The sequence below is a fragment of the Ruegeria sp. CL6 genome (genome assembly GCF_056536465.1).
The window spans coordinates 913,969-934,046 of record NZ_JBQFPR010000002.1 but is presented as its reverse complement, the minus strand read 5'-3'; the positions used below and the strand labels follow the sequence as shown (position 1 = coordinate 934,046).

Sequence of the window (20,078 nt, the reverse complement as noted above, 5' to 3'; positions counted from 1 at the left end):
GGCGGAAGTATTTTTAAACAGAAGAAGCGGGGGTTGGAAGACGATCCAGCCCCCCTGCTTTTGGCGAGGGGGGCCTTCTCCTGTTACGGCCATCGGCGCTTCCGCCTGTACCGCAAGGCCATTTTTGACCTCTATAGGTTAAGAAATCGTTTCTTCTTCTGTTTAAAAATACTTCCGCCGGAGGCAAGCCTGCGGATGCAGGCTTTTGCGCGTAAAGGTGTTCAGGCGGTCAGTTCGTCGAAACACTCCAAAGCTTTGGCCGCATACATCATCGACGGTCCTCCGCCCATTTGGATGGCCATTGCGAGAACATCCGAAAACTCGTCTCGGGATGTGCCTGATTTGGCCAATGCTTCGGTGTGCAATGTGATGCAAGGCTCGCACCGGATGGCGATTGATATGCCAAGTGCGATGAACTCCTTGGTTTTGTAATCCAGCACTCCGCCTTCTTTGACTGATTTACCCAAGGCGCCAAAGGCGCGTGCGGTTTCGGGGATTGCACCGTTGAGATTGCGTAGCCCGTTGCGGGTATCAGTCAGCTTTTTCTGCCAAGTCATGTCGATCCTCATTCACATTCGATATGTGGAATGTGATCGAGAAAACTCTTGCGAACTTTGATCTTGATCAGGTTCGAGGTTTTTCGGCGATGAAGGCGAGATTGTTCGCTGGCATGTCGATCATCCCGATGACATCCAGGCCGTGCGCACGCATTTCCGTCGCGATGTCGTCGTCGTTTTTGTAGCCGATTTCACTGTCTTGCTGCACCAGAGCGTCATGGAACCGTTGATCCCCGTCACTGGTGAGCTTCCCTGATCGCATGAACGGGCCGTAAAGGACAAAGCGCCCACCCGAAGCCAGGGCAAGCGCGGTCTCAGAGATCAGCGTTTGGGTTTCTTGCCAGCTGATCAGGTGAGTGAGGTTGATCAACACGATCAGGTCCTGCCCGGAAAAACGCTGGTGCCAAGCATCGGAAGTTGCGTCCAGTGCAACGGCGGCCGAGATATTGGGCTGGTCTTGGGAATAGGCGTCAATGCTGGCACGCCGGTCCGGGTCGACTTCGGTTGGTTGCCAGTGAAGCTGAGGAAGGCGTTGCGCAAAGGCGCTGACGTGCTGTCCGGTGCCGCTGGCGATTTCCAACGCCCTCCCGCTGGTCGGGGCCCAGTGCGCCAACAGATCGCACAGTACGTCCGAATTACGAGACGCGGCGGGGGCGACCAGCCGCCCTCCTTCACCTTCGGCCGCGACGCTTGCGCTAGAGGGCAGGGTTCGCTTGATCATCGGCGCAGCCTTTCCGGTTTCAGCGCCGCAACGCTGGCGTCATCTATCTCGGGCGTGTGGCCGGTCGCAAGATCGGCCACCAGTTTCGATGCGGCGGGGGCGGTCTGGAAACCATACCCGCCCTGACCAGCGGACCAGATAAATGTCGCATCAACGGGGTCAGGGCCAAGCATCAGTGTGCCATCAGGGGCAAAACTGCGCAAACCGGCCCAGTTCGCCTCGACCCGAGTGACGGGTTCCGTGACCATCTCTTCGTATCTGGCCAGACCTTCGGCCAGAACCATGTCGTCAGCAAAGGCATCGTGCGGAGGAACCGGGTCAGCCTCGGAAGGTGAGACGATCAGTTTCCCTGCATCTGGTTTTGCGTACCATGCCTCTCCTGCACCCAGAAGCATCGGCCATTCGCGCAGGTCGTGTCCGCCCGGAGCCGGCAACCGCGCCATCGACCGGCGGCGGGGTGAGATTCCGATTGGTGCAATGCCTGCCATGACTGCAATCTCGTCCACCCACGGTCCGGCTGCGTTCACGATATTGCGGGCTTCGTAGGTCTGTTCTGCACTGATAATCCAGTGCTTGTCCTTGCGTATGGCAGTGACCTTGTTTTTGGTCAGGACATTTCCGCCATTGCTTCGGATTGTTCGGGCAAAATCCTGCAAAAGCCTGTCGGTATCGATATCAAATGCGGCATCGCTGATCGCGGCAAAACCCACGGTATCCGGGTTCAGGATCGGTACGCGGTCACGAGCCTCTGCGACTGGCAACTCCTGCATGTTCAGATCAGCCACATCACGCGCGAAAATGTCTCGCTGGTCTCTGCCACCGATCAGCATCAGGCCCCGCGGTGTGAGGTATCCACCATTTTCTGTCGTCAGGAACGCGGCGCTTGCCTTGTTCAGCGCGACGACCGAGGCTGGACCATAACTTTCTTCAAACAACGCGGCCGAGCGGCCCGAAGCGTGATACCCGAGAACGTCTTCAGCCTCGAGCACAGTCACTTTTCCATGTCGGGATAGACGTGCCCCTGCGCTGAGGCCCGCAACCCCGCCGCCGATGATTAGGAAATCAATCATTTAGTCCCTATTTGCTGCGATTTTGCATTTCGTCGGTGAAAGCGTCTGCGAACTTTAAGCAGGGTTGAATTTACGCATCAACCCATCCAAACAAGGATCAAGCAATAACAGGAGGGCAGGGTGAGTACCGCAGACTTACACCCCATGGCCACGGGACATATTCCGTCCTATGTGGCCCAAGCGGACGGCAGTGATTTTCTTTTGACGTTCATGTTCATTTTCACGGTTTTGGTCATTGTCTTGATCGGTGTCGGCTACTTCACGCTGCATTCCATCCCTGAAAAGATAGCCCATGAATCCAATCACCCGCAGTTTCAGCTTGTTGGCATTTTGGCTTTGCTGGCGCTGTTTACTCATAACGGGTTGTTTTGGGTGGCTGCGGTTTTGGTGGCCGGGTTTCAGTTTCCAGACGTCGCAGCGCCTTTGCGCGCCATAGCTGATGCGATCCGGTCACTGGGTGCGCAAAACCAACAGGCCGCAGCCGAAGAACCTGACCCTCAACCGGCGCCGCAGGAGCAGTAAGCCATGCTTGAAACACTGATGTGCGCGCTGGTCACAGTGCTGCCCGACTATTTGTATCGACGCTTTGTGCAGGGCAAACGGATCGGGCATGAGATTACGTTGTTTACCATGTGGTACGAACTGCGCTGGGGGCTGACGACCTGCGCTATTCTGGCGCTGACCGTGATCACCACCCTGTTTTATTTCCACCCGGCCAGTAAGACGGCGGCGTCCTATTTCCGGACAGTCACCATTCTGCCTCAACTCGGCGGTCGGGTGTCCGAAGTGTATGTAACCAATAACCAGCAGGTGGTTGCAGGCCAGCCAATCTTCCGGATCGAGGATTTCACCCAGACCGCTCAGGTTCAGGCGGCCCATGCCCAGATTGCGCAGGTTCAGGCGTCTTTGAAAGTGGCGGAAACCGATCTGGCCGAGGCCACCGCCGGGATAGCCGGTGCCAAGGCTGCGCTGGATCAGTCGCTTGAGGATCTGGAACGCAACACGACCCTTCGGGATGAAGGCTCAAGCGCCGTGCGTCTGGCCGAGATCGACCGGCTGGAAAATCTGGTCGCAGAGCGCGAGGCGCAACTGGTTGCAGCCCAAGCCCGGCGCGCGGCCGTTGTTCAGCAGATCGAGGAGTTGATCCCCGCTCAACTGGTTGCGGCCAATGCCGAACTGGACGCGGCCCTGACCGAGTTGGACAAGACCGTAATCAGCGCTGGGGTGACGGGCCGAATAGAGCAGTTCGGCCTGCAGGTCGGTGACTATGTCAGTCCACTGCTGCGGCCAGCGGGTATCCTTGTTCCCTCGCACTCGGGCCACGACCGTTTTCAGGCGGCGTTCAACCAAATGTCAGCGCAGGTCATCAAGCCCGGCATGATCGGAGAGTTGGGCTGCATGACCAAGCCCTTTACCGTGATCCCCATGATCGTGGTCGAAGTGCAGGACGTCATCCCCTCGGGCCAGATTCGCCCTACGGACGAGCTGCGTGACGTTCAGACAAATACCAATCCCGGATCCGTTCTGGTCTACATGGAGCCTCTGTACAAGGGTGCTGCGGACGACATTCCGCCGGGCAGCAACTGTTTGGCAAACGTCTATACCGACAACCACGAACGGCTGGAGCATGAGGACCTTGGATTCTGGCACGCGGCGTTTCTTCACGTGGTCGACACAATCGGCGTGGTTCACGCAGCGGGCTTGCGCCTGCGTCTGATCCTGATGCCGGTGAATACGCTGGTTCTGACCGGGCATTGATGGGTTTGGCACCTAGATGACGGCTCGGCCTCGCTGCCCATACAGGGAAGTCCAGCACAGCGCTTGCCTGTATAGGCGTCCAAGAAAAAGGCCCGCCAATTAGGCGGGCCTTTGTTGTTTTCTGCATTGCGCAGCTTACTGCGGAATTTCGCCTTCCAGCCCTTCGATGTAGAAGTTCATGCCGGCCAGCGTGCCGTCATCGGCCACTTCGCCCTCGGCCAGCCAGTCGCTGCCGTCCTGCTTTTTGATCGGGCCGGTGAAGGGGTGGTACTCACCAGCGGCCATGGCTGCTTTCAAAGCCAGCGCCTCTTCTTTGACATCAGCGGGCACTGCGTCGGAAATCTCGCCGATTGCGACCATGCCTTCGCGGATACCATCCCAGGTGTTCGCGCTTTCCCACGTGCCGTCCATCACGGCCTGTGTCCGTGCGATGTAGTAGGGGGCCCAGTCATCAATGATCGACGAGACGCGCGGGAAGGGGGCGTATTCGCTCATGTCCGAGGCCTGACCGAAGGTGACAACATCGCCCGCTTCTTGCGCAGCCGCCTGCGGCGCGGTCGAGTCGGTGTGCTGCAGGATCACGTCCGCGCCCTGTTCGATCAGAACGGTGGCCGCGTCAGCCTCTTTCGCCGGGTCGAACCAGGTGTAGGCCCAGACGATCTTGAACTCGACATCCGGGTTCACCTTTTTGGCGTGGAGATAGGCCGAGTTGATGCCACGGATCACTTCGGGGATCGGGTACGAGCCGATATAGCCGATGATGTTCGACTTGGTCATCTTGCCAGCGATGTGGCCCTGAACGGCGCGGCCTTCGTAGAAGCGGGCCGAATAGACCGAGACGTTCGGCGCGGTTTTGTAACCGGTCGCGTGCTCGAATTTCACGTCCGGGAATTTCTTGGCGACGTTGATCGTCGGGTCCATGTAGCCGAACGAGGTGGTAAAGATCAGATCCGCGCCTTCCAGCGCCATCTGGGTCATCACGCGTTCTGCGTCCGGGCCTTCGGGGACGGATTCAACGAAAACGGTTTCAACCTTGTCGCCGAATTCTTCTTCAACGGCCAGACGGCCCTTGTTGTGTTCATAGGTCCAGCCGCCGTCACCTACGGGGCCGACATAGACAAAGCCGACTTTGGTTTTGTCTTCGGCCATGGCGCCCGTCGCCAGACCCAGCGCCATCGCTGCGCTTGTCAGAAGTGAAGTGAATTTCATGAAGTTACTCCCAAGTTGGTTCAGTTGGCCTCTAGTGCGAGGCATGGAAGGTCCGGCCCAGTGAGGCAGGTGCGCTGCTCTTGTCGGCCGAAAGGATCACAAGCACAAGGATCGTGATGATGTAGGGCGACATTGCCAGATACTCGACAGGAATGGCAACGCCTGCTGCCTGCAAATTAAGCTGCAACACGGTGATGCCGCCAAACAAATAGGCACCCAGCAATGCACGCCACGGTTTCCAACTGGCGAAGACCACCAGTGCAAGGGCGATCCAGCCGACACCGGCGGTCATGCCCTCGGTCCATTGCGGGACACGGATAAGGCTGATGTAAGCGCCGCCCAGACCTGCGCAGGCTCCGCCGAACAGGATCGCCATGATGCGGATCTTGATAACCTTGTAGCCAAGCGCATGGGCCGCGTCGTGGTTTTCACCGACAGCGCGCAGGATCAGACCGACGCGGGTGTATTTCAGCGTGGCCCAAACTGCTGCGGTCAGGGCGATCCCGACATAAAGGATGGGGTCATGCTGAAACAGGATCGGGCCGATAACCGGGATATCGCTGATCAGCGGGATGTGAATATCCCCCATGCTGGGTGGCTTGATCCCCACATAGCTTTGACCCAGAAGGGCACTGAAACCCAAACCAAACAAGGTTAGTGCAAGGCCACTGGCGACTTGGTTGGCAAGCGCAACCTGCGTCAGCAGCACGAACAGCAGGGATAGCACTGCACCACCGATGGCCGCAGCGATAAAGCCCAGCCAGGGTGATCCGGTCTCGACCGAGATCGCGAAGCCGCTGATTGCGCCGACGATCATCATGCCCTCGACGCCGAGGTTCAAAACACCTGCTTTTTCGACGACCAGCTCTCCGATCGCGGCCAAAAGCAGAGGGGTTGCGGCCACCATCAGAGAGGCGACCAAGAGGACGGGGTTGATTTCACCAAGGTCCATTACGCTACCTCGCTACGGGCCGCACGGATGCGGTAGTTTGTCAGAAGATCGAAAGCCAGCAGGAAGAACAGAAGCATCCCCTGGAACACCTGAATGGCGGCGGCAGGCAGGCCAAGCTGAGACTGCGCGATTTCGCCGCCGATATAGGTCAGCGCCATCAGGCCACCGGCCAGCAGGATGCCCACCGGGTGCAGACGACCGAGAAAGGCCACGATGATCGCGGTAAAGCCATAGCCGACGTTGAAGTCGATGCTGACCACACCCGAAGGCCCCGAAACCTCGAACATTCCGGCCAGTCCTGCCAGTGCTCCTGACATGCCGAGGCAGAACAGGATCAGGCGGGCCGGGTTGACACCTGCGAACTTGGCGGCGCGCGGTGCCTCTCCAGTCAGGCGGATGTGGAAACCCAGCATGTGACGATTGAGCAGGACATAGGCAAAGATCACGGCGATCAGCGCTGTCACCACGCCCCAGTGCATCCCGGACCCGGCGATCAGTTCCGCGTTATGCGCGCTGTCATAGGCTTGCAGGTTGCGTGAGCCGGGAAAGCCGAACCCTTCGGGGTTTTTCAACAGGCCCAGCGAGACCGAGGCCAGCATCTGTTCGGCCACATAGACCAGCATCAGTGACACGAGGATTTCGTTGGTGCCAAAGCGGACCTTCAGAAAGGCAGGGATCATCGCCCAGAGCCAGCCACCGAACGCACCGGCAATCACCATGATCGGAAAGATGTAGAACGCGTCCAGCGGATAGAAGGCCAGACCTGCACCTGCGCCAAAGATGGCACCCATGATGTACTGACCCTCGGCCCCGATATTCCAGATACCGGCGCGAAAGCCCAGCGACAGGCCGATGGCGATCAGCACCAGAGGCGCACCTTTCACCAGTAGTTGCGGGCGGTAATAAAAGGCGAACTCTCCAAACAGGGGTTCCCAGAAAATGGTGCCAATAGCTTCGACCGGGTTCTTGCCCAGAATGGCGAACAGAATGCCGCCGAAAAGCATGGTTGCCAGCACCGCGACCAGAGGGGTGGCATAAGACCACGCCTTGGACGGCTGAGGCCGTTTCTCCAACACAATCATCTACTCACACCCCCGTGTTCATCTTTTTCTGTAATGCTTTAGACATGGGCTACCTCCATGCCGTGTGCGCCGCCCATCATCAGGCCGATTTCGTCAACCGTCAGCCCGGTGGTCGGGCGGGGTGCGCTTAGTCGTCCTTCGTTCAAGGCCGCGAAACTGTCTGAGATTTCCATCAGCTCATCCAGATCCTGGCTGATGCAGATGACAGCTGTGCCCTTGGCCGCCAAGTCCAGAATGGCCTGCCGGATCGAGGCCGCAGCCGCCGCGTCCACACCCCAAGTGGGTTGGTTCACGACCAGCACATCCGGGTTTTGCAGAACCTCGCGACCGATCACGAATTTCTGCAGGTTCCCGCCCGACAGTGAGCGCGCGGCGTTCTCTGGCCCCGGCGTGCGTACGTCGAACGCCTTAATGATCTTCTCCGCAAAGTTCTTGGTATCGGTCCATTTCAGGAACCCGTTGTTTTCCAGCCCTTCGCGGACAGAACCCGTCAGCAGGGCGTTTTCCGTCAGGCTCATATCCGGTGCGGCCGCATGGCCCAGACGTTCCTCGGGCGCGGTCAATACGCCCAGCTTGCGCCGAGCGGTGGGGCCGAGCTTGCCGATCTTCTGACCGTTGAACTTGATTGCATCGGCTGTTGTGAGAATTTCACCCGACAAAACGCCCAGCAGTTCGTCCTGACCGTTACCAGCGACGCCACCAATGCCCAGAACCTCACCCTTGCGGACGGTCATGTGCACATTGCGCAGCGCGGTGCCGAATTCCGACGGCGACGGCACCGACAATCCACTTACATCCAGCGCGACGTCGCCAAATTCTCGGCCACCGCGTTCAGGTGTCTGCAGGGTTGAGCCCACCATCATTTCAGCCATGTCACGGGCCGAGGTTTCCGCCGGAACACATTCGCCCACGTTCTTGCCCAGCCGCAGGATTGTGGCGTGGTCGCAGAGCGTGCGGATCTCTTCCAGCTTGTGCGAAATATACAGGATCGAGGTGCCCTCGGACCGCAGTTTGTTCAGCGTTTCAAACAGGATTTCGACCTCTTGCGGGGTCAGAACCGAGGTCGGCTCGTCCATGATCAGCAGCTTGGGGTCCTGCAACAGACAGCGGATGATCTCGACCCGCTGACGTTCACCTGCCGACAGATCGCCGACGGTGCGATACGGGTCCAGAGGCAGGCCATAGGTCTCGGACACTTCGCGGATACGCGAGGCCAGATCGCCCATTGGCGGCGGGTTCTCCATCCCCAGCGCGATGTTTTCGGCCACGTTCAGCGCGTCAAACAACGAAAAATGCTGGAACACCATCGCGATCCCGTCAGCCCTCGCCGCGCGGGGTTCGGGCGGGGCAAAAGGCTGGCCGCGCAGCAGCATCGTGCCACTGTCTGGCTTCACCAGCCCATAGATCATTTTTACCAGCGTGGACTTGCCCGCGCCATTCTCGCCCAGCAGGGCGTGAACTTCGCCTTCGCCGATGTCAAAGGACACCTGATCATTGGCCACGACGCCGGGATAGGCTTTGGTCAGCCCTTGTAAGCTTAGGAGTGGAGTGGTCACGCGCTCAGGTCCTTCTTCAACTCGTTCTGCCGGGCGGGGCGCAGCAATTGGGCTGCAACGCCAACGGCGATCATCTGCGGGTGTTTGCCCAGACCGGGGTCACCGATGGGGCAGGTGATCCGGCCGATCCGCTCGGGCGCGTGCCCGAGGGCCGCCAACCGCGACCGGAATCGCGCCCATTTCGTAGCCGAGCCGATCAGCCCGGCAAAGCCAAAACCGTGCGTCAACAAACGGTTGCAAAGTTCCAAATCCAGATTGTGGGAATAGGTCAGAACCAGATGCTCGGCATCACGCGGGGCATGACGGACAAGTTCGGCGGGTTTTGCAACGGGTACAGCCGTGACGGAGGCCGGTACGTGGTCGGGAAACCGTTCCAGGCCGGTATCGACCCATGTGATTGCCAGCTCGGGCAGTGGTGAAAGAACGTCGACCAATGCGCGCCCAACATGGCCAGCGCCCCAAATCCACAGCTTGCGGGTCGGTTTGTGAACAGGCTCTACCATCCATCCATCTAGAAGCTGGGGCTGTGGGACTGTTCCTTGTCCGCGCGCCTGTGCCATCAGCCGTTTGACCGACAACGGCATTTCGGTGCTGGACGCTGAACGTGCGATGATCGAGTCGTCCAGCGCGTTCAGTGCATCAAGGTCATAGACCTCGGTCAGCAAAGACACAGCGCCTCCGCAGCATTGCCCCAGATCGGGACCAAGCGCGTGTTGCGTCAGACGACACGGCACAGTCTGCGACCGCGCTGTTTCTGCCGCCTGATATTCCAGCGTGCCGCCGCCGATCGTGCCGGATTGCCCGCCCTGCCAGACCAGCATGGCGGCGCCGACTTCTCGCGGGGATGACCCCTTGATCGCAGCGATGACGACCCGGGTGACTTTCCCGTGGGTTTTGACCGCCTCCCTCAAAGCCTCCAAGTCAAATCCCATCAGATGTCTCCCTTCATCCGTTGAATGCCATGCCAGACCTGTTCCGCCGTGGCGGGGGCATCCAGCGCGGGATAGCTGTCCCCGCACGCAGCGACCGCGTTCGACAGCGCCAGCCACGCCGAGATACCCAGCATGAAGGGCGGCTCACCCACCGCTTTCGAGCGATAGATTGTGTCCTCGCGGTTCTCGCCATCCCAAAGTGCGACGTTGAAAATATCGGGCCGGTCGGAACAGGCCGGGATCTTGTAGGTCGAGGGCGCGTGGGTGCGCAGATTGCCCTTGCCGTCCCAGACCAGCTCCTCGGTCGTCAACCAGCCCGCGCCCTGCACATAGCCACCTTCGACCTGCCCAATATCCAACGCCGGGTTCAGGGACGCGCCTGCGTCATGCAGGATATCAGTGCGCAGGATGCGGTTTTCACCGGTCAGCGTGTCCACCGCGACCTCGGTTATCGAGGCTCCGTAGGCGAAATAGAAGAACGGACGGCCTCGTCCCGCGATCCTGTCCCATTCGATCTTGGGGGTCTTGTAGAACCCCGTGGCGGACAGGCTGATCCGGCCCTGATAGGCCAGCGCTGCGGCCTCGGCAAAGGTATAGCGTTCTTCACCCACCGAAACGTGGCCATCCGTGAAGGTCACTGCCGACGGATCGGCCTGATGCCTTTCGGCCAGATAGTCAGCCATCCGATCACGGATCGTGTCACAGGCGGCTTTGACGGCCATGCCGTTCAGGTCGCTGCCCGAGGATGCCGCGGTGGCCGATGTGTTCGGCACCTTGGCGGTATCGGTCGCGGTGATCTTGACCATGTCCAGCGGAATTCCGAACCGAGACGCAGCCACTTGCGCGACCTTCTGGAACAGGCCCTGTCCCATCTCGGTGCCGCCATGGTTCAAGTGGACCGAGCCGTCCTGATACACATGCACCAGCGCGCCCGCCTGATTCAGGTGGGTCAGCGTGAAGGAAATCCCGAACTTGACCGGAGAAAAGGCGATGCCCTTCTTGATTACACTGTTCTCGGCGTTCCATTTGTGGATCGCGGCCTTACGCGCGGCATAGTCGCTGGATTTCAGCAATGCCTCGGTCATGCCGTGTAGCTCAAAATCGCTGACCTCCATGCCGTAGGGCGTGGTGTTGCCGCCAGCGGGCAGCGGGCGCACGGGCGCGTTGCCGGTTTCAACCGCGCCACGGCTGGTCAAATCCTCGCGCGGGTCCGGGTGGCCGAGTGGTTTGTCGGCTGGTTCAGCTTCGGCCACCTTATGCGCGGGTTCATAGTAGTTCCGGCGGCGCAGTTCGACCGGGTCCATTGCCAACTCATGCGCCGCGTGGTCCATCACCCGCTCGATCCCGACCATCCCCTGAGGGCCGCCGAATCCGCGATAGGCGGTGGCGGACTGGGTGTTGGTTTTCAGCCGGTGGCTTTCAATCCGTGCGTTGGGCAGCAGATAGGCATTATCCGAATGCAGCATCGCGCGGTCCGCCACGGGCAGGGATAGGTCCTGTGCCCAGCCGCAGATGGCGTGGTGCAGGAACGATACGCCCTGAATATGACCGTTCTCATCGAACCCGGCTTTGTAGGAAATACGGAAGGCATGGCGTTTGCCGGTGATGATCATGTCGTCGTCGCGGTCATAACGCATCTTGCAGGCCTTGCCCGTTGCCCGCGCAGCTATGGCGCAGGCCACCGCCAGAGCATTGCCCTGACTTTCCTTGCCGCCAAAACCGCCACCCATTCGGCGGGTTTCCACACGAACGGCATGCATGGGAACGCCCAGAGCGTCCGCTACTTTGTGCTGAATTTCTGTCGGGTGCTGGGTCGAGCTGTGCACCAGCATGTCCGCGCCCTCGTTCGGCACGGCAAGTGCGGCCTGACCTTCCAGATAGAAATGCTCCTGCCCGCCGAGTTCAAATGACCCTTCGATCACATGAGCTGCGTCCGCAATGGCCGCATCCGCATCGCCCTTGGCATAGATGCGCGGGCCGTCCTCGAACCGGCTGTCCGCGGCCAGAGCGTCCTCGATCGTCAGGATCGGGGTTTCCTCAGCATAGTCGATCTTGCCCAAACGCGCCGCTTTTCGCGCGGCCAGATGGCTGGTGGCGACGACCAGAAACACCGGTTGGCCGATATAGTGAACAGTGCCGTCCGACAGCAGCGGCTCATCATGGATCGAAGGCGAAACATCGTTGGCAAAGGGCAGGTCATCGGCCGTCATGACCATGACAACCCCGTCAGCGGCTTTCACAGCCGATAGGTCCATGCCCGAAATTTTGCCTTTGGCAATCGGGCTGAGGCCAAAGGCTAGATGCAGGCTGCCCTTGGGCGTGGGGATGTCATCCACGTACCGCGCCGAGCCTGAGACGTGCAGCGGTGCTGCATCATGGGGGAGGGATTTGGTCACGCTCATGCCGACACCTCCAGCACGTTGGTGATTTCACCCTGATCTTCTAGGAAATAGCGCTCGAGCATCGCTTTGGCAGTTTCCAGACGATAGGTGGCTGATGCGCGCATGTCCGTGAGTGGCGCATAGTCTTCGGCAAAAGCGGGCAGAGCGGCCTGAATGGTCGCAGCGGTCCACGGCTTGCCGGTCAGTGCGGCCTCGACATGAGTTGCCCGTTTCGGAGTGCCTGCCATGCCGCCAAACGCGATCCGGGCCTGAGTCACGGTGCCATCAGTGACGGTGATGTTGAAACACCCGCAGACAGCCGAGATATCCTGATCGAACCGTTTGCTGAGTTTGTACGCCTTCAGGCGGTCCACCTGACGCGGGAAGCTGACGGCCTCAACGAATTCTCCGGGCGCGCGGTCTTGCTTGCCGTAGTCGATGAAGAAATCTTCCAGCGGCATCGACCGGCGTTCTTCACCCTTGCGCAGATGCAAGGTTGCACCAAGGGCAATCAAGGCGGGTGGGTTGTCCCCGATGGGCGATCCGTTGGCGATGTTGCCCCCCACCGTGGCCGCGTGGCGGACCTGAACGCTGGCATAGCGTCGGATCATCTCGGCGTAGGAGGGGTGGAGGTCGGTCAGAGCCGCACCCATACGGTTCATGTCGACCATGGCACCAAAACGGATTTCTTCTTCGGTGATTGTGATCTCTTTCAAGTCTTCGCAGCGGCTGAGGAATATCACTGGGTCCAGATCACGCAGTTGTTTGGTGACCCAAAGGCCCACATCCGTGGCCCCGGCAACCAGTGTCGCATCCGGGTGTTGCGTGTAAAGGGCAGCCAGTTCGTCGGCGGAACTGGGGAGGTAAGGGGGCTCTGCCCCCCGGCCTGCGGCCTCCCCCCGAAGTATTTCTGAACAAGAGAAGGACTGGTCGTCGGTGATCCATTTCGGGACGGGGTGCGGTTCGGCTGCTTTGGCGGCGCGAATAATCGGGGCATAGCCGGTGCAGCGGCAAAGGTTGCCTGCGAGCTGCGTATCGTGGTCGGTTGCGCCATTTGCGTGGCTTGCGACCATCGACATCACGAAGCCGGGTGTGCAGAAGCCGCATTGCGAGCCGTGCAGGTCAACCATGGCCTGTTGCACCGGATGGGCCTCACCGTTCGGGCTGCTGGCACCTTCGACGGTGCGCACCGCTTTGCCATGCAATTGCGGGAGAAACAAAATGCAGGAGTTCAGCGCCTTGGCGCTGCCCTCGTCTGTTACCATGACGGTGCAGGCTCCGCAGTCGCCTTCGTTGCAGCCTTCTTTGGTGCCAGTCAGACCGCGATCGTCGCGCAGCCAGTCCAGCAGGGTGGCCGTCGGATCAACATCCGACAGCTCCACTGTCTCTCCGTTCAGAAGAAACGTGATATCCATTCGAGAAACCCGTCGCCTTACCCGGTTGCGCCCTTGGGTGCCCTCCTTCGATGCGACGTAGAAAGAGTGGCGGGCGGATAGCTTGCCGTCAGATGTTAGAAACAGCGCGCCTTATCTGGCAAGAAAAACTGCCTATATTATGCACCATTACGCGCACCCAACGCGAATTTGTTTGTTTTGCATAGCAATTAGTCATTTGTTATTAAACTATTTTCTCAAGATCCGGCGTTTCGGTTCCCGAAGCACCTTCTGGAAAAACCGAATAATGAGCGCTGATTTTTTAGGCATCGAAAGGGTGCGGTTCCCGCTTTTGCCGGGCTGCAGGCTGGGATAGCGTAGCGGTCATGAGCAGTACCCCTCGATTCATTCACCTCCGCGTTCACACCGAATATTCCCTGTTGGAAGGCGCCGTGCGGCTGAAAAAGCTGCCGGGTCTGTGTGAGAAGTTGGAGATGCCGGCTGTTGCTGTCACCGACACCAACAGTATGTTCTCGGCTTTGGAGTTTTCTGTGACCGCCAGCGGTGCGGGTGTGCAGCCGATCATGGGATGCCAGGTTGATCTGACTTACGTTCAGGCGCAGCCCGGAGAAAAGCCTAAGGCGCCCGCGCCGCTGGTGCTGCTTGCGCAGTCCGAGGTCGGTTATGAAAACCTGATGAAGCTCAGTTCTTGTCTTTACGTGGACAAGGGCGGGCAGTTGCCGCAGGTCACTTTAGACGAATTGGCGGAGCGGTCGGATGGCCTGATCTGCTTGTCTGGTGGACCGGACGGGCCAGTTGGTATGCTGCTGCAACAAGGGCAACGCCCGGCGGCCGAGGCTTTGGTGGATCGACTGGCCCGTATGTTCCCGGATCGTCTGTACATCGAATTGCAGCGCCATCCGGGGGAAGGTGGGCAGCCCGAGGCTGAACGCCTGACCGAGCGCGGCCATGTCGAGATGGCCTATGCCAAGAACTTACCCCTGGTGGCGACCAACGATGTCTATTTCCCCACATCGGATATGTATGAGGCGCATGACGCGCTGATCTGTATCTCTGAGGGTGCCTATGTTGACCAGCAGGACGGCCGCCGTCGTTTGACAGCGCAGCATTACTTCAAGTCGCAGCAGGAAATGGCGACTTTGTTCGCCGACCTGCCGGAAGCGATTGAGAACACGGTTGAGATTGCCAAACGCTGCGCGTTCATGGCCTATCGCCGCGATCCCATCCTGCCGAAATTTGCAGATGACGAAGTGGCCGAGCTGCGCCGGATCGCAAACGAAGGTCTGCAGAAACGTCTGGCCGTGATCCCGCATGCGGTGACGCTTGAGGAATATCAGGAACGGCTGGATTTCGAGCTGGGCATTATCGAAGGCATGGGCTTTCCCGGGTATTTCCTGATCGTTGCGGACTTTATCCAATGGGCCAAAGATCATGACATCCCGGTGGGGCCGGGGCGGGGTTCGGGCGCGGGGTCGCTGGTGGCCTATGCGCTGACGATCACCGACCTTGATCCGCTGCGATACAGCTTGCTGTTCGAGCGGTTTTTGAACCCCGAGCGGGTCTCGATGCCCGACTTCGATATCGACTTCTGCATGGATCGCCGCGAAGAAGTGATCCGCTATGTGCAGCAGAAATACGGGCGCGATAAGGTGGGGCAGATCATCACCTTTGGTGCTTTGCTGTCCAAAGCTGCGGTGCGGGATATTGGGCGCGTGTTGCAGATGCCTTACGGTCAGGTGGATCGCCTGTCCAAGATGATCCCGGTCGAGGGTGTCAAACCCGTTTCCATTGAGAAGGCGCTAAAAGACGAGCCGCGCCTGCGTGAAGAAGCGCGGAATGAAGAGGTCGTGGACCGGCTGTTGACCTATGGCCAGCAGGTCGAAGGACTGCTGCGCAATGCGTCCACCCACGCGGCGGGAGTGGTGATCGGGGATCGTCCTCTGGACGCGCTGGTGCCTCTTTATCAGGATCCGCGATCGGACATGCCCGCAACCCAGTTCAACATGAAATGGGTTGAGCAGGCCGGATTGGTGAAGTTCGACTTTCTGGGTCTGAAGACGCTGACCGTGATCCAGAACGCGATGGACATCATCTTCAAGTCCGGGCGACCCCTGCACATCGCGGCCGATGGCACGGAACTCTATGAGCCGGCTGAGGGGGCTGAGAACCAGATCAACGCCATCCCGCTGGATGATGAGGCGACGTATAAGCTCTATTCCGCGGCCAAGACGGTCGCGGTGTTCCAGGTGGAATCCTCGGGCATGATGGACGCGCTCAAGCGGATGAAGCCCACCTGTATCGAGGATATCGTGGCGCTTGTGGCGCTGTATCGTCCCGGCCCGATGGAAAACATCCCGACCTATTGCGAGGTCAAGAATGGGCAGCGGAAAATCGAATCCGTCCATCCCTTGATTGACCACATCCTTGAGGAAACGCAGGGCATCATCGTTTATCAGGAACAGGTGATGCAGATCGCGCAGGTCATGGCTGGGTATAGCCTCGGTGGTGCCGACCTGCTGCGTCGTGCGATGGGTAAAAAGATCAAAGAGGCGATGGACGCCGAGCGCCCCAAGTTTGAAAAAGGCGCGGGTGAAAACGGTGTGGATGCCAAGAAAGCCTCTGAGGTTTTCGACCTGCTGGAAAAATTCGCCAACTATGGCTTCAACAAATCCCACGCCGCGGCTTATGCGGTGGTCAGCTATCAGACTGGCTGGCTGAAAGCGAACCACCCGGTCGAGTTCATGGCCGGTGTCATGAACTGCGATATCCACCTGACCGATAAGCTGGCGGTTTACTTTGAAGAGGTCCGCAAGGGGCTAGAGCTGCCCTATGTGCCGCCCTGCGTGAACCGATCCTTGGCGACGTTCGACGTGGTGAACGGAGAGTTGGTCTATGCGCTGGGCGCGTTGAAAAACGTGGGCGTTGAGGCAATGAACCTTGTGGTTGAGGGGCGGGCTGACAAGCCTTTCGTGAACCTGTTCGACTTTGCCCGCCGGGTTGACCTGAAAAAGGTCGGTAAACGCCCGCTTGAGATGATGGCCCGCGCAGGTGCGTTCGATCAGCTCGACAAGAACCGCCGCCGTGTATTTGAAAGCCTCGAGCAATTGGTGCAGTACTCGGCCGCGATCCATGAACAGAAGAATTCAAACCAGGTGTCTCTGTTCGGCGAGGCCGGGGATGATCTGCCTGAGCCGCGCCTATCCACGACGCCGAATTGGTTGCCAGCCGAACGGCTGAGCGAAGAATTCAAGGCCATCGGGTTTTACCTGTCTGGCCATCCGCTGGATGACTACATGCCCGCGCTAAAGCGCAAGCGGGTGATGACGCTGGATGAGGTGACGGAAAAGGCGCGCTCTGGCCCGTTTATTGCAAAGATGGCAGGCGTGGTCGCTGGGCGACAGGAAAGGAAATCCGCCAAGGGCAACCGGTTCGCTTTTGCTCAGCTCTCGGACCCGACGGGCGCGTATGAGGTGACGCTGTTCTCTGAAACGCTCGAGAAATCGCGCGAGTTTCTGGAGACCGGTGCGCAGGTTGTACTGACGGCCGAGGCGACGATGGAATCCGATCAGCTCAAGCTGCTCGGCCGCTCGGTTGGGCCGGTGGATTCCGTTGTGGCCGAAGCAGGCGCGACAGGGTTGCGCATTTTCGTGGACCAGCCGCAGGTTCTGCCGACGGTGGCCAAGGTTCTGCAAGATGCAGCAGGTGCCGCCAAGAGCGCGTCCAAAGGACCGATCCACATGTGCCTTCTTGATCCCGGCCTGCCCGGAGACGTCGAAATGGAGCTTGGGCAGGACTTCCCGATCAACCCGCAGATCAAAGGGGCGATCAAATCTCTGGACGGCGTCATGTCGGTCGAGGAAATCTGATCCCCCACGGTTCATTGCCAGAAGACGTTTGTCAGGTTAGGCTGGAATTCTGTTGAAATTCATTTGGGTTAAGTCGCGGGAGGACGCCAAATGGGAAATTCCAGACTGCATTTCAAGACATGGGCGATCGTTGTTGCGGCCTCGCTGGTTCTGGTGCCGGCGACACAGGCATTGGCAGACAAGAAAAAGGAAGAAGACGCGATCAAGGGCGCTTTGATCGGCGCAGGGGTCGGAGCTTTGGTCGGTGACGGCAAAGGCGCGGCAGCCGGTGCGGTTGTCGGTGCCATTATCGGTGCCAACAAGAACTGATCGAGTCCGTTGCGCTGAGTGCAAAAGCTAATTTTGAAAGGATTTGATATGCGTTTTCACGTATTCAAGCTGGTTTCAGCCGCAGCGTTTTTGGCTGTGCCTGTGACAGCTATGGCCGACGATGAAGCGGATCAGATGAAGCAGGACGCTTTGCCGTTGATGTATCACACCTGCGCCTCGGTCATTGAAGAGGCAGATGGGAATGACGAATACGTCTTGGATGTCGTCGGCAAGATGACAGCCTTGTCGCTCTATAATCGACAGATCGACATCGAGGCATACGCGGCGTCCGACGAAGACAAGGCCAAGCTGCGCGAAACCTTTCTGGCCGCGTTGACCGAAGGGTGCGACGGTGACGAGGACGCCCTGCTGGGCGGAGTGGTCGATGCTGCGGTGAAAAAGACCTTGGGATTATAAGCCGTCAGTAATGCGGCGGGCGTTCGTCGCCAAAGACAACACCGCCCGAGCCTTCCTGCGCCCGTTCAGCCTCGCGCTGCAAAAGCATCTCGACCCGGCGGGTCAGGCGGTCGATCTCGCTTTGCTGACTTGTGACGACGGTGTTCAGCTCTTCGACCGTGCGGGTCAGATGGGCAATCTGTTCTTCCAGATGTTGCATTTGTGTCTCCTTGGGTGCGGTCATAGCGACCCAGTGGCGTCAAGGCCAGCGAAAGCGCGCCTTGCCCCGATGCGGGGCATGGGATAGACCGCGCGCGGAACACTAAACGCCCAAGGACGCCCCACATGGCCAAGCCCAAGAAACAGCCCCGCCCCAAGGCCGTAACGCCGAAAGGGTTCCGCGACTATTTCGGCCAGGAAGTCTCGCAGCGCACGCAGATGCTGCAGACGATTGCGGACGTCTATCATCGCTATGGGTTTGACGCGCTGGAAAGCAGCGCGGTTGAGACGGTCGAGGCGCTGGGCAAGTTCCTGCCCGACGTGGATCGCCCGAACGAAGGCGTGTTTGCGTGGCAGGAATTTGACGAGGGCGGAAACGGCGACTGGATGGCCTTGCGCTATGACCTGACCGCGCCTTTGGCCCGTGTTTATGCGCAGCACCGCAACGACCTGCCGACGCCCTATCGCCGTTATGCGATGGGTCCGGTCTGGCGGAACGAAAAGCCGGGACCGGGACGGTATCGTCAGTTTTATCAATGTGACGCGGATACGGTGGGCACGGCCTCGATGGCCGCGGATGCCGAGATTTGCGCGATGCTGTCGGACACGTTGGAGACCGTGGGTATCCCTCGCGGCGACTATTTGGTGCGGGTGAATAACCGCAAGGTTCTGAATGGTGTGCTTGAGGCTGTGGATGCCGAGGTGACATCTGACCACAACGCGTCACCAATTGGACAACACGAGCCACCGGCGCACTACGAAGATTTTGGTGAGTGGCAAGCAAATATCCTTCGCACAGTCGACAAGTTCGACAAGGTCGGCGAGCAAGGCGTGCGGGAATTGTTAACCAACGGTCGCCTTGATTCATCTGGTGCGTTTATTGACGGCGTGGGTTTAACTGAAAGACAAGCCGAGCCGGTTATCGCCTTTCTGACCTCCAAAGGCGAAACGGCTGCCGAAACGCTGGCCAATCTTCGCAACGCAGTTGGAGACAGCGAAATCGGGATTCAGGGTGTTGCTGAACTTGAACAAATCTCTGATTTGCTTGTCGCTCAAGGGTATGGTCCTGACCGCATTGTCATTGATCCTTCTGTTGTTCGCGGTCTTGGGTACTATACTGGGCCGGTTTATGAGGCCGAGCTGACTTTCGAGATTTTCGACGAAAAAGGTCGCAAGCGGCAGTTCGGCTCGGTTGCCGGGGGCGGTCGTTATGACGATCTGGTCAAACGCTTCACCGGGCAGGCGGTTCCTGCGACCGGTGTGTCCATCGGTGTTGACCGACTGCTGGCCGCCCTGCGCGAAAAGGGTCGGATCGCAGCGCAGGCCACTGGCCCTGTGGTTGTGACCGTGATGGACCGCGACCGTATGGCCGATTATCAGGCGATGGTGGCCGAGCTGCGCAACGCTGGTATACGGGCCGAGGTGTATCTGGGTAACCCCAAGAACTTTGGCAACCAGTTGAAATATGCGGACAAGCGGAACTCGCCCATCGCGGTGATCGAAGGCGGGGATGAAAAGGAAAACGGGATCGTGCAGATCAAGGACCTGATCCTTGGCGCCAAGATCGCCGAAAGCGCCACGCTTGAGGAATGGAAAGAACGCCCCAGTCAGTTTGAAGTGCCGCGCGGTGATCTGGTCGCCAAGGTGCGCGAAATTCTGGACAGTCAGGACTGAAC

17 protein-coding genes are annotated in these 20,078 nt (G+C 59.2%); 6 read left to right on the top strand and 11 right to left on the bottom strand.

From position 1 onward, the window contains the following. Positions 1 to 221: 221 nt before the first annotated feature. The 3 genes from ACR0LH_RS09505 to ACR0LH_RS09495 all read right to left on the bottom strand — a co-directional run bounded on the left by ACR0LH_RS09505 (position 222) and on the right by ACR0LH_RS09495 (position 2,348). On the bottom strand, positions 222 to 557 hold the full coding sequence (locus ACR0LH_RS09505; RefSeq protein ID WP_170569440.1) for a carboxymuconolactone decarboxylase family protein: 336 nt from the start codon (positions 555 to 557) through the stop codon (positions 222 to 224). A 67-nt stretch (positions 558 to 624) separates the two neighbouring features. Beyond that, positions 625 to 1,278, bottom strand: a complete 654-nt coding sequence (locus ACR0LH_RS09500) for a DUF938 domain-containing protein (protein WP_480720674.1) — start codon at positions 1,276 to 1,278, stop codon at positions 625 to 627. Then, positions 1,275 to 2,348, bottom strand: a complete 1,074-nt coding sequence (locus ACR0LH_RS09495; RefSeq protein WP_480720673.1) for an NAD(P)/FAD-dependent oxidoreductase — start codon at positions 2,346 to 2,348, stop codon at positions 1,275 to 1,277. Before ACR0LH_RS09495 ends, ACR0LH_RS09500 begins: the two co-directional genes overlap by 4 nt. 120 nt (positions 2,349 to 2,468) lie before the next feature. Here ACR0LH_RS09495 and ACR0LH_RS09490 point away from each other — a divergent pair, with 120 nt between their 5' ends. Both ACR0LH_RS09490 and ACR0LH_RS09485 read left to right on the top strand, forming a co-directional pair. Continuing rightward, entirely contained in the window at positions 2,469 to 2,870 is a 402-nt protein-coding gene (locus ACR0LH_RS09490; protein WP_480720671.1) for a hypothetical protein, read from the top strand. A gap of 3 nt (positions 2,871 to 2,873) precedes the next feature. After that, positions 2,874 to 4,106: an HlyD family secretion protein gene (locus tag ACR0LH_RS09485; RefSeq protein ID WP_170384948.1), complete on the top strand. Its 1,233-nt coding sequence runs from the start codon at positions 2,874 to 2,876 to the stop codon at positions 4,104 to 4,106. A gap of 135 nt (positions 4,107 to 4,241) precedes the next feature. On the opposite strand, the gene ACR0LH_RS09480 is transcribed toward ACR0LH_RS09485, so the two are convergent. The 7 genes from ACR0LH_RS09480 to xdhA are packed head-to-tail and all read right to left on the bottom strand — an operon-like array spanning position 4,242 to position 13,633. Then, positions 4,242 to 5,315, bottom strand: coding sequence for a BMP family ABC transporter substrate-binding protein (locus tag ACR0LH_RS09480; protein WP_170484258.1), 1,074 nt, complete (start codon positions 5,313 to 5,315; stop codon positions 4,242 to 4,244). 31 nt (positions 5,316 to 5,346) lie between these two features. Beyond that, on the bottom strand, positions 5,347 to 6,267 hold the full coding sequence (locus ACR0LH_RS09475; protein ID WP_170384942.1) for an ABC transporter permease: 921 nt from the start codon (positions 6,265 to 6,267) through the stop codon (positions 5,347 to 5,349). Next, the gene (locus ACR0LH_RS09470; protein WP_170411579.1) at positions 6,267 to 7,349 is read right to left on the bottom strand and encodes an ABC transporter permease; all 1,083 of its coding nucleotides are present in this window, start codon (positions 7,347 to 7,349) and stop codon (positions 6,267 to 6,269) included. Before ACR0LH_RS09470 ends, ACR0LH_RS09475 begins: the two co-directional genes overlap by 1 nt. Before the next feature lie 38 nt (positions 7,350 to 7,387). Beyond that, the gene (locus ACR0LH_RS09465) at positions 7,388 to 8,905 is read right to left on the bottom strand and encodes an ABC transporter ATP-binding protein (protein ID WP_170384936.1); all 1,518 of its coding nucleotides are present in this window, start codon (positions 8,903 to 8,905) and stop codon (positions 7,388 to 7,390) included. After that, complete coding sequence (xdhC, locus tag ACR0LH_RS09460) at positions 8,902 to 9,837, bottom strand: xanthine dehydrogenase accessory protein XdhC (RefSeq protein ID WP_480720670.1); 936 nt, start codon at positions 9,835 to 9,837, stop codon at positions 8,902 to 8,904. The genes ACR0LH_RS09465 and xdhC overlap by 4 nt, the downstream gene beginning before the upstream one ends. Next, positions 9,837 to 12,239, bottom strand: a complete 2,403-nt coding sequence (gene xdhB, locus ACR0LH_RS09455) for a xanthine dehydrogenase molybdopterin binding subunit (protein WP_480720669.1) — start codon at positions 12,237 to 12,239, stop codon at positions 9,837 to 9,839. The genes xdhC and xdhB overlap by 1 nt, the downstream gene beginning before the upstream one ends. Further along, entirely contained in the window at positions 12,236 to 13,633 is a 1,398-nt protein-coding gene (xdhA, locus tag ACR0LH_RS09450; RefSeq protein ID WP_480720668.1) for a xanthine dehydrogenase small subunit, read from the bottom strand. Before xdhA ends, xdhB begins: the two co-directional genes overlap by 4 nt. A 344-nt stretch (positions 13,634 to 13,977) precedes the next feature. On the opposite strand from xdhA, the gene dnaE reads away from it, so the two are divergent. The 3 genes from dnaE (at position 13,978) to ACR0LH_RS09435 (ending at position 18,204) form a co-directional block, all read left to right on the top strand. After that, positions 13,978 to 17,478 (top strand): DNA polymerase III subunit alpha, encoded by a 3,501-nt coding sequence (gene dnaE, locus ACR0LH_RS09445; protein ID WP_480720667.1) that lies wholly within the window; start codon positions 13,978 to 13,980, stop codon positions 17,476 to 17,478. A 90-nt stretch (positions 17,479 to 17,568) separates the two neighbouring features. After that, positions 17,569 to 17,787, top strand: coding sequence for a hypothetical protein (locus ACR0LH_RS09440; RefSeq protein ID WP_170695322.1), 219 nt, complete (start codon positions 17,569 to 17,571; stop codon positions 17,785 to 17,787). Positions 17,788 to 17,835: 48 nt separating this feature from the next. Next, entirely contained in the window at positions 17,836 to 18,204 is a 369-nt protein-coding gene (locus ACR0LH_RS09435; RefSeq protein WP_170384918.1) for a hypothetical protein, read from the top strand. 4 nt (positions 18,205 to 18,208) lie between these two features. Here ACR0LH_RS09435 and ACR0LH_RS09430 read toward each other — a convergent pair whose 3' ends face one another. Next, positions 18,209 to 18,403, bottom strand: a complete 195-nt coding sequence (locus tag ACR0LH_RS09430) for a SlyX family protein (protein ID WP_170384915.1) — start codon at positions 18,401 to 18,403, stop codon at positions 18,209 to 18,211. Between the two features lie 125 nt (positions 18,404 to 18,528). Here ACR0LH_RS09430 and hisS point away from each other — a divergent pair, with 125 nt between their 5' ends. Then, positions 18,529 to 20,076, top strand: a complete 1,548-nt coding sequence (gene hisS, locus ACR0LH_RS09425; protein ID WP_480720666.1) for a histidine--tRNA ligase — start codon at positions 18,529 to 18,531, stop codon at positions 20,074 to 20,076. Positions 20,077 to 20,078 lie beyond the last annotated feature (2 nt).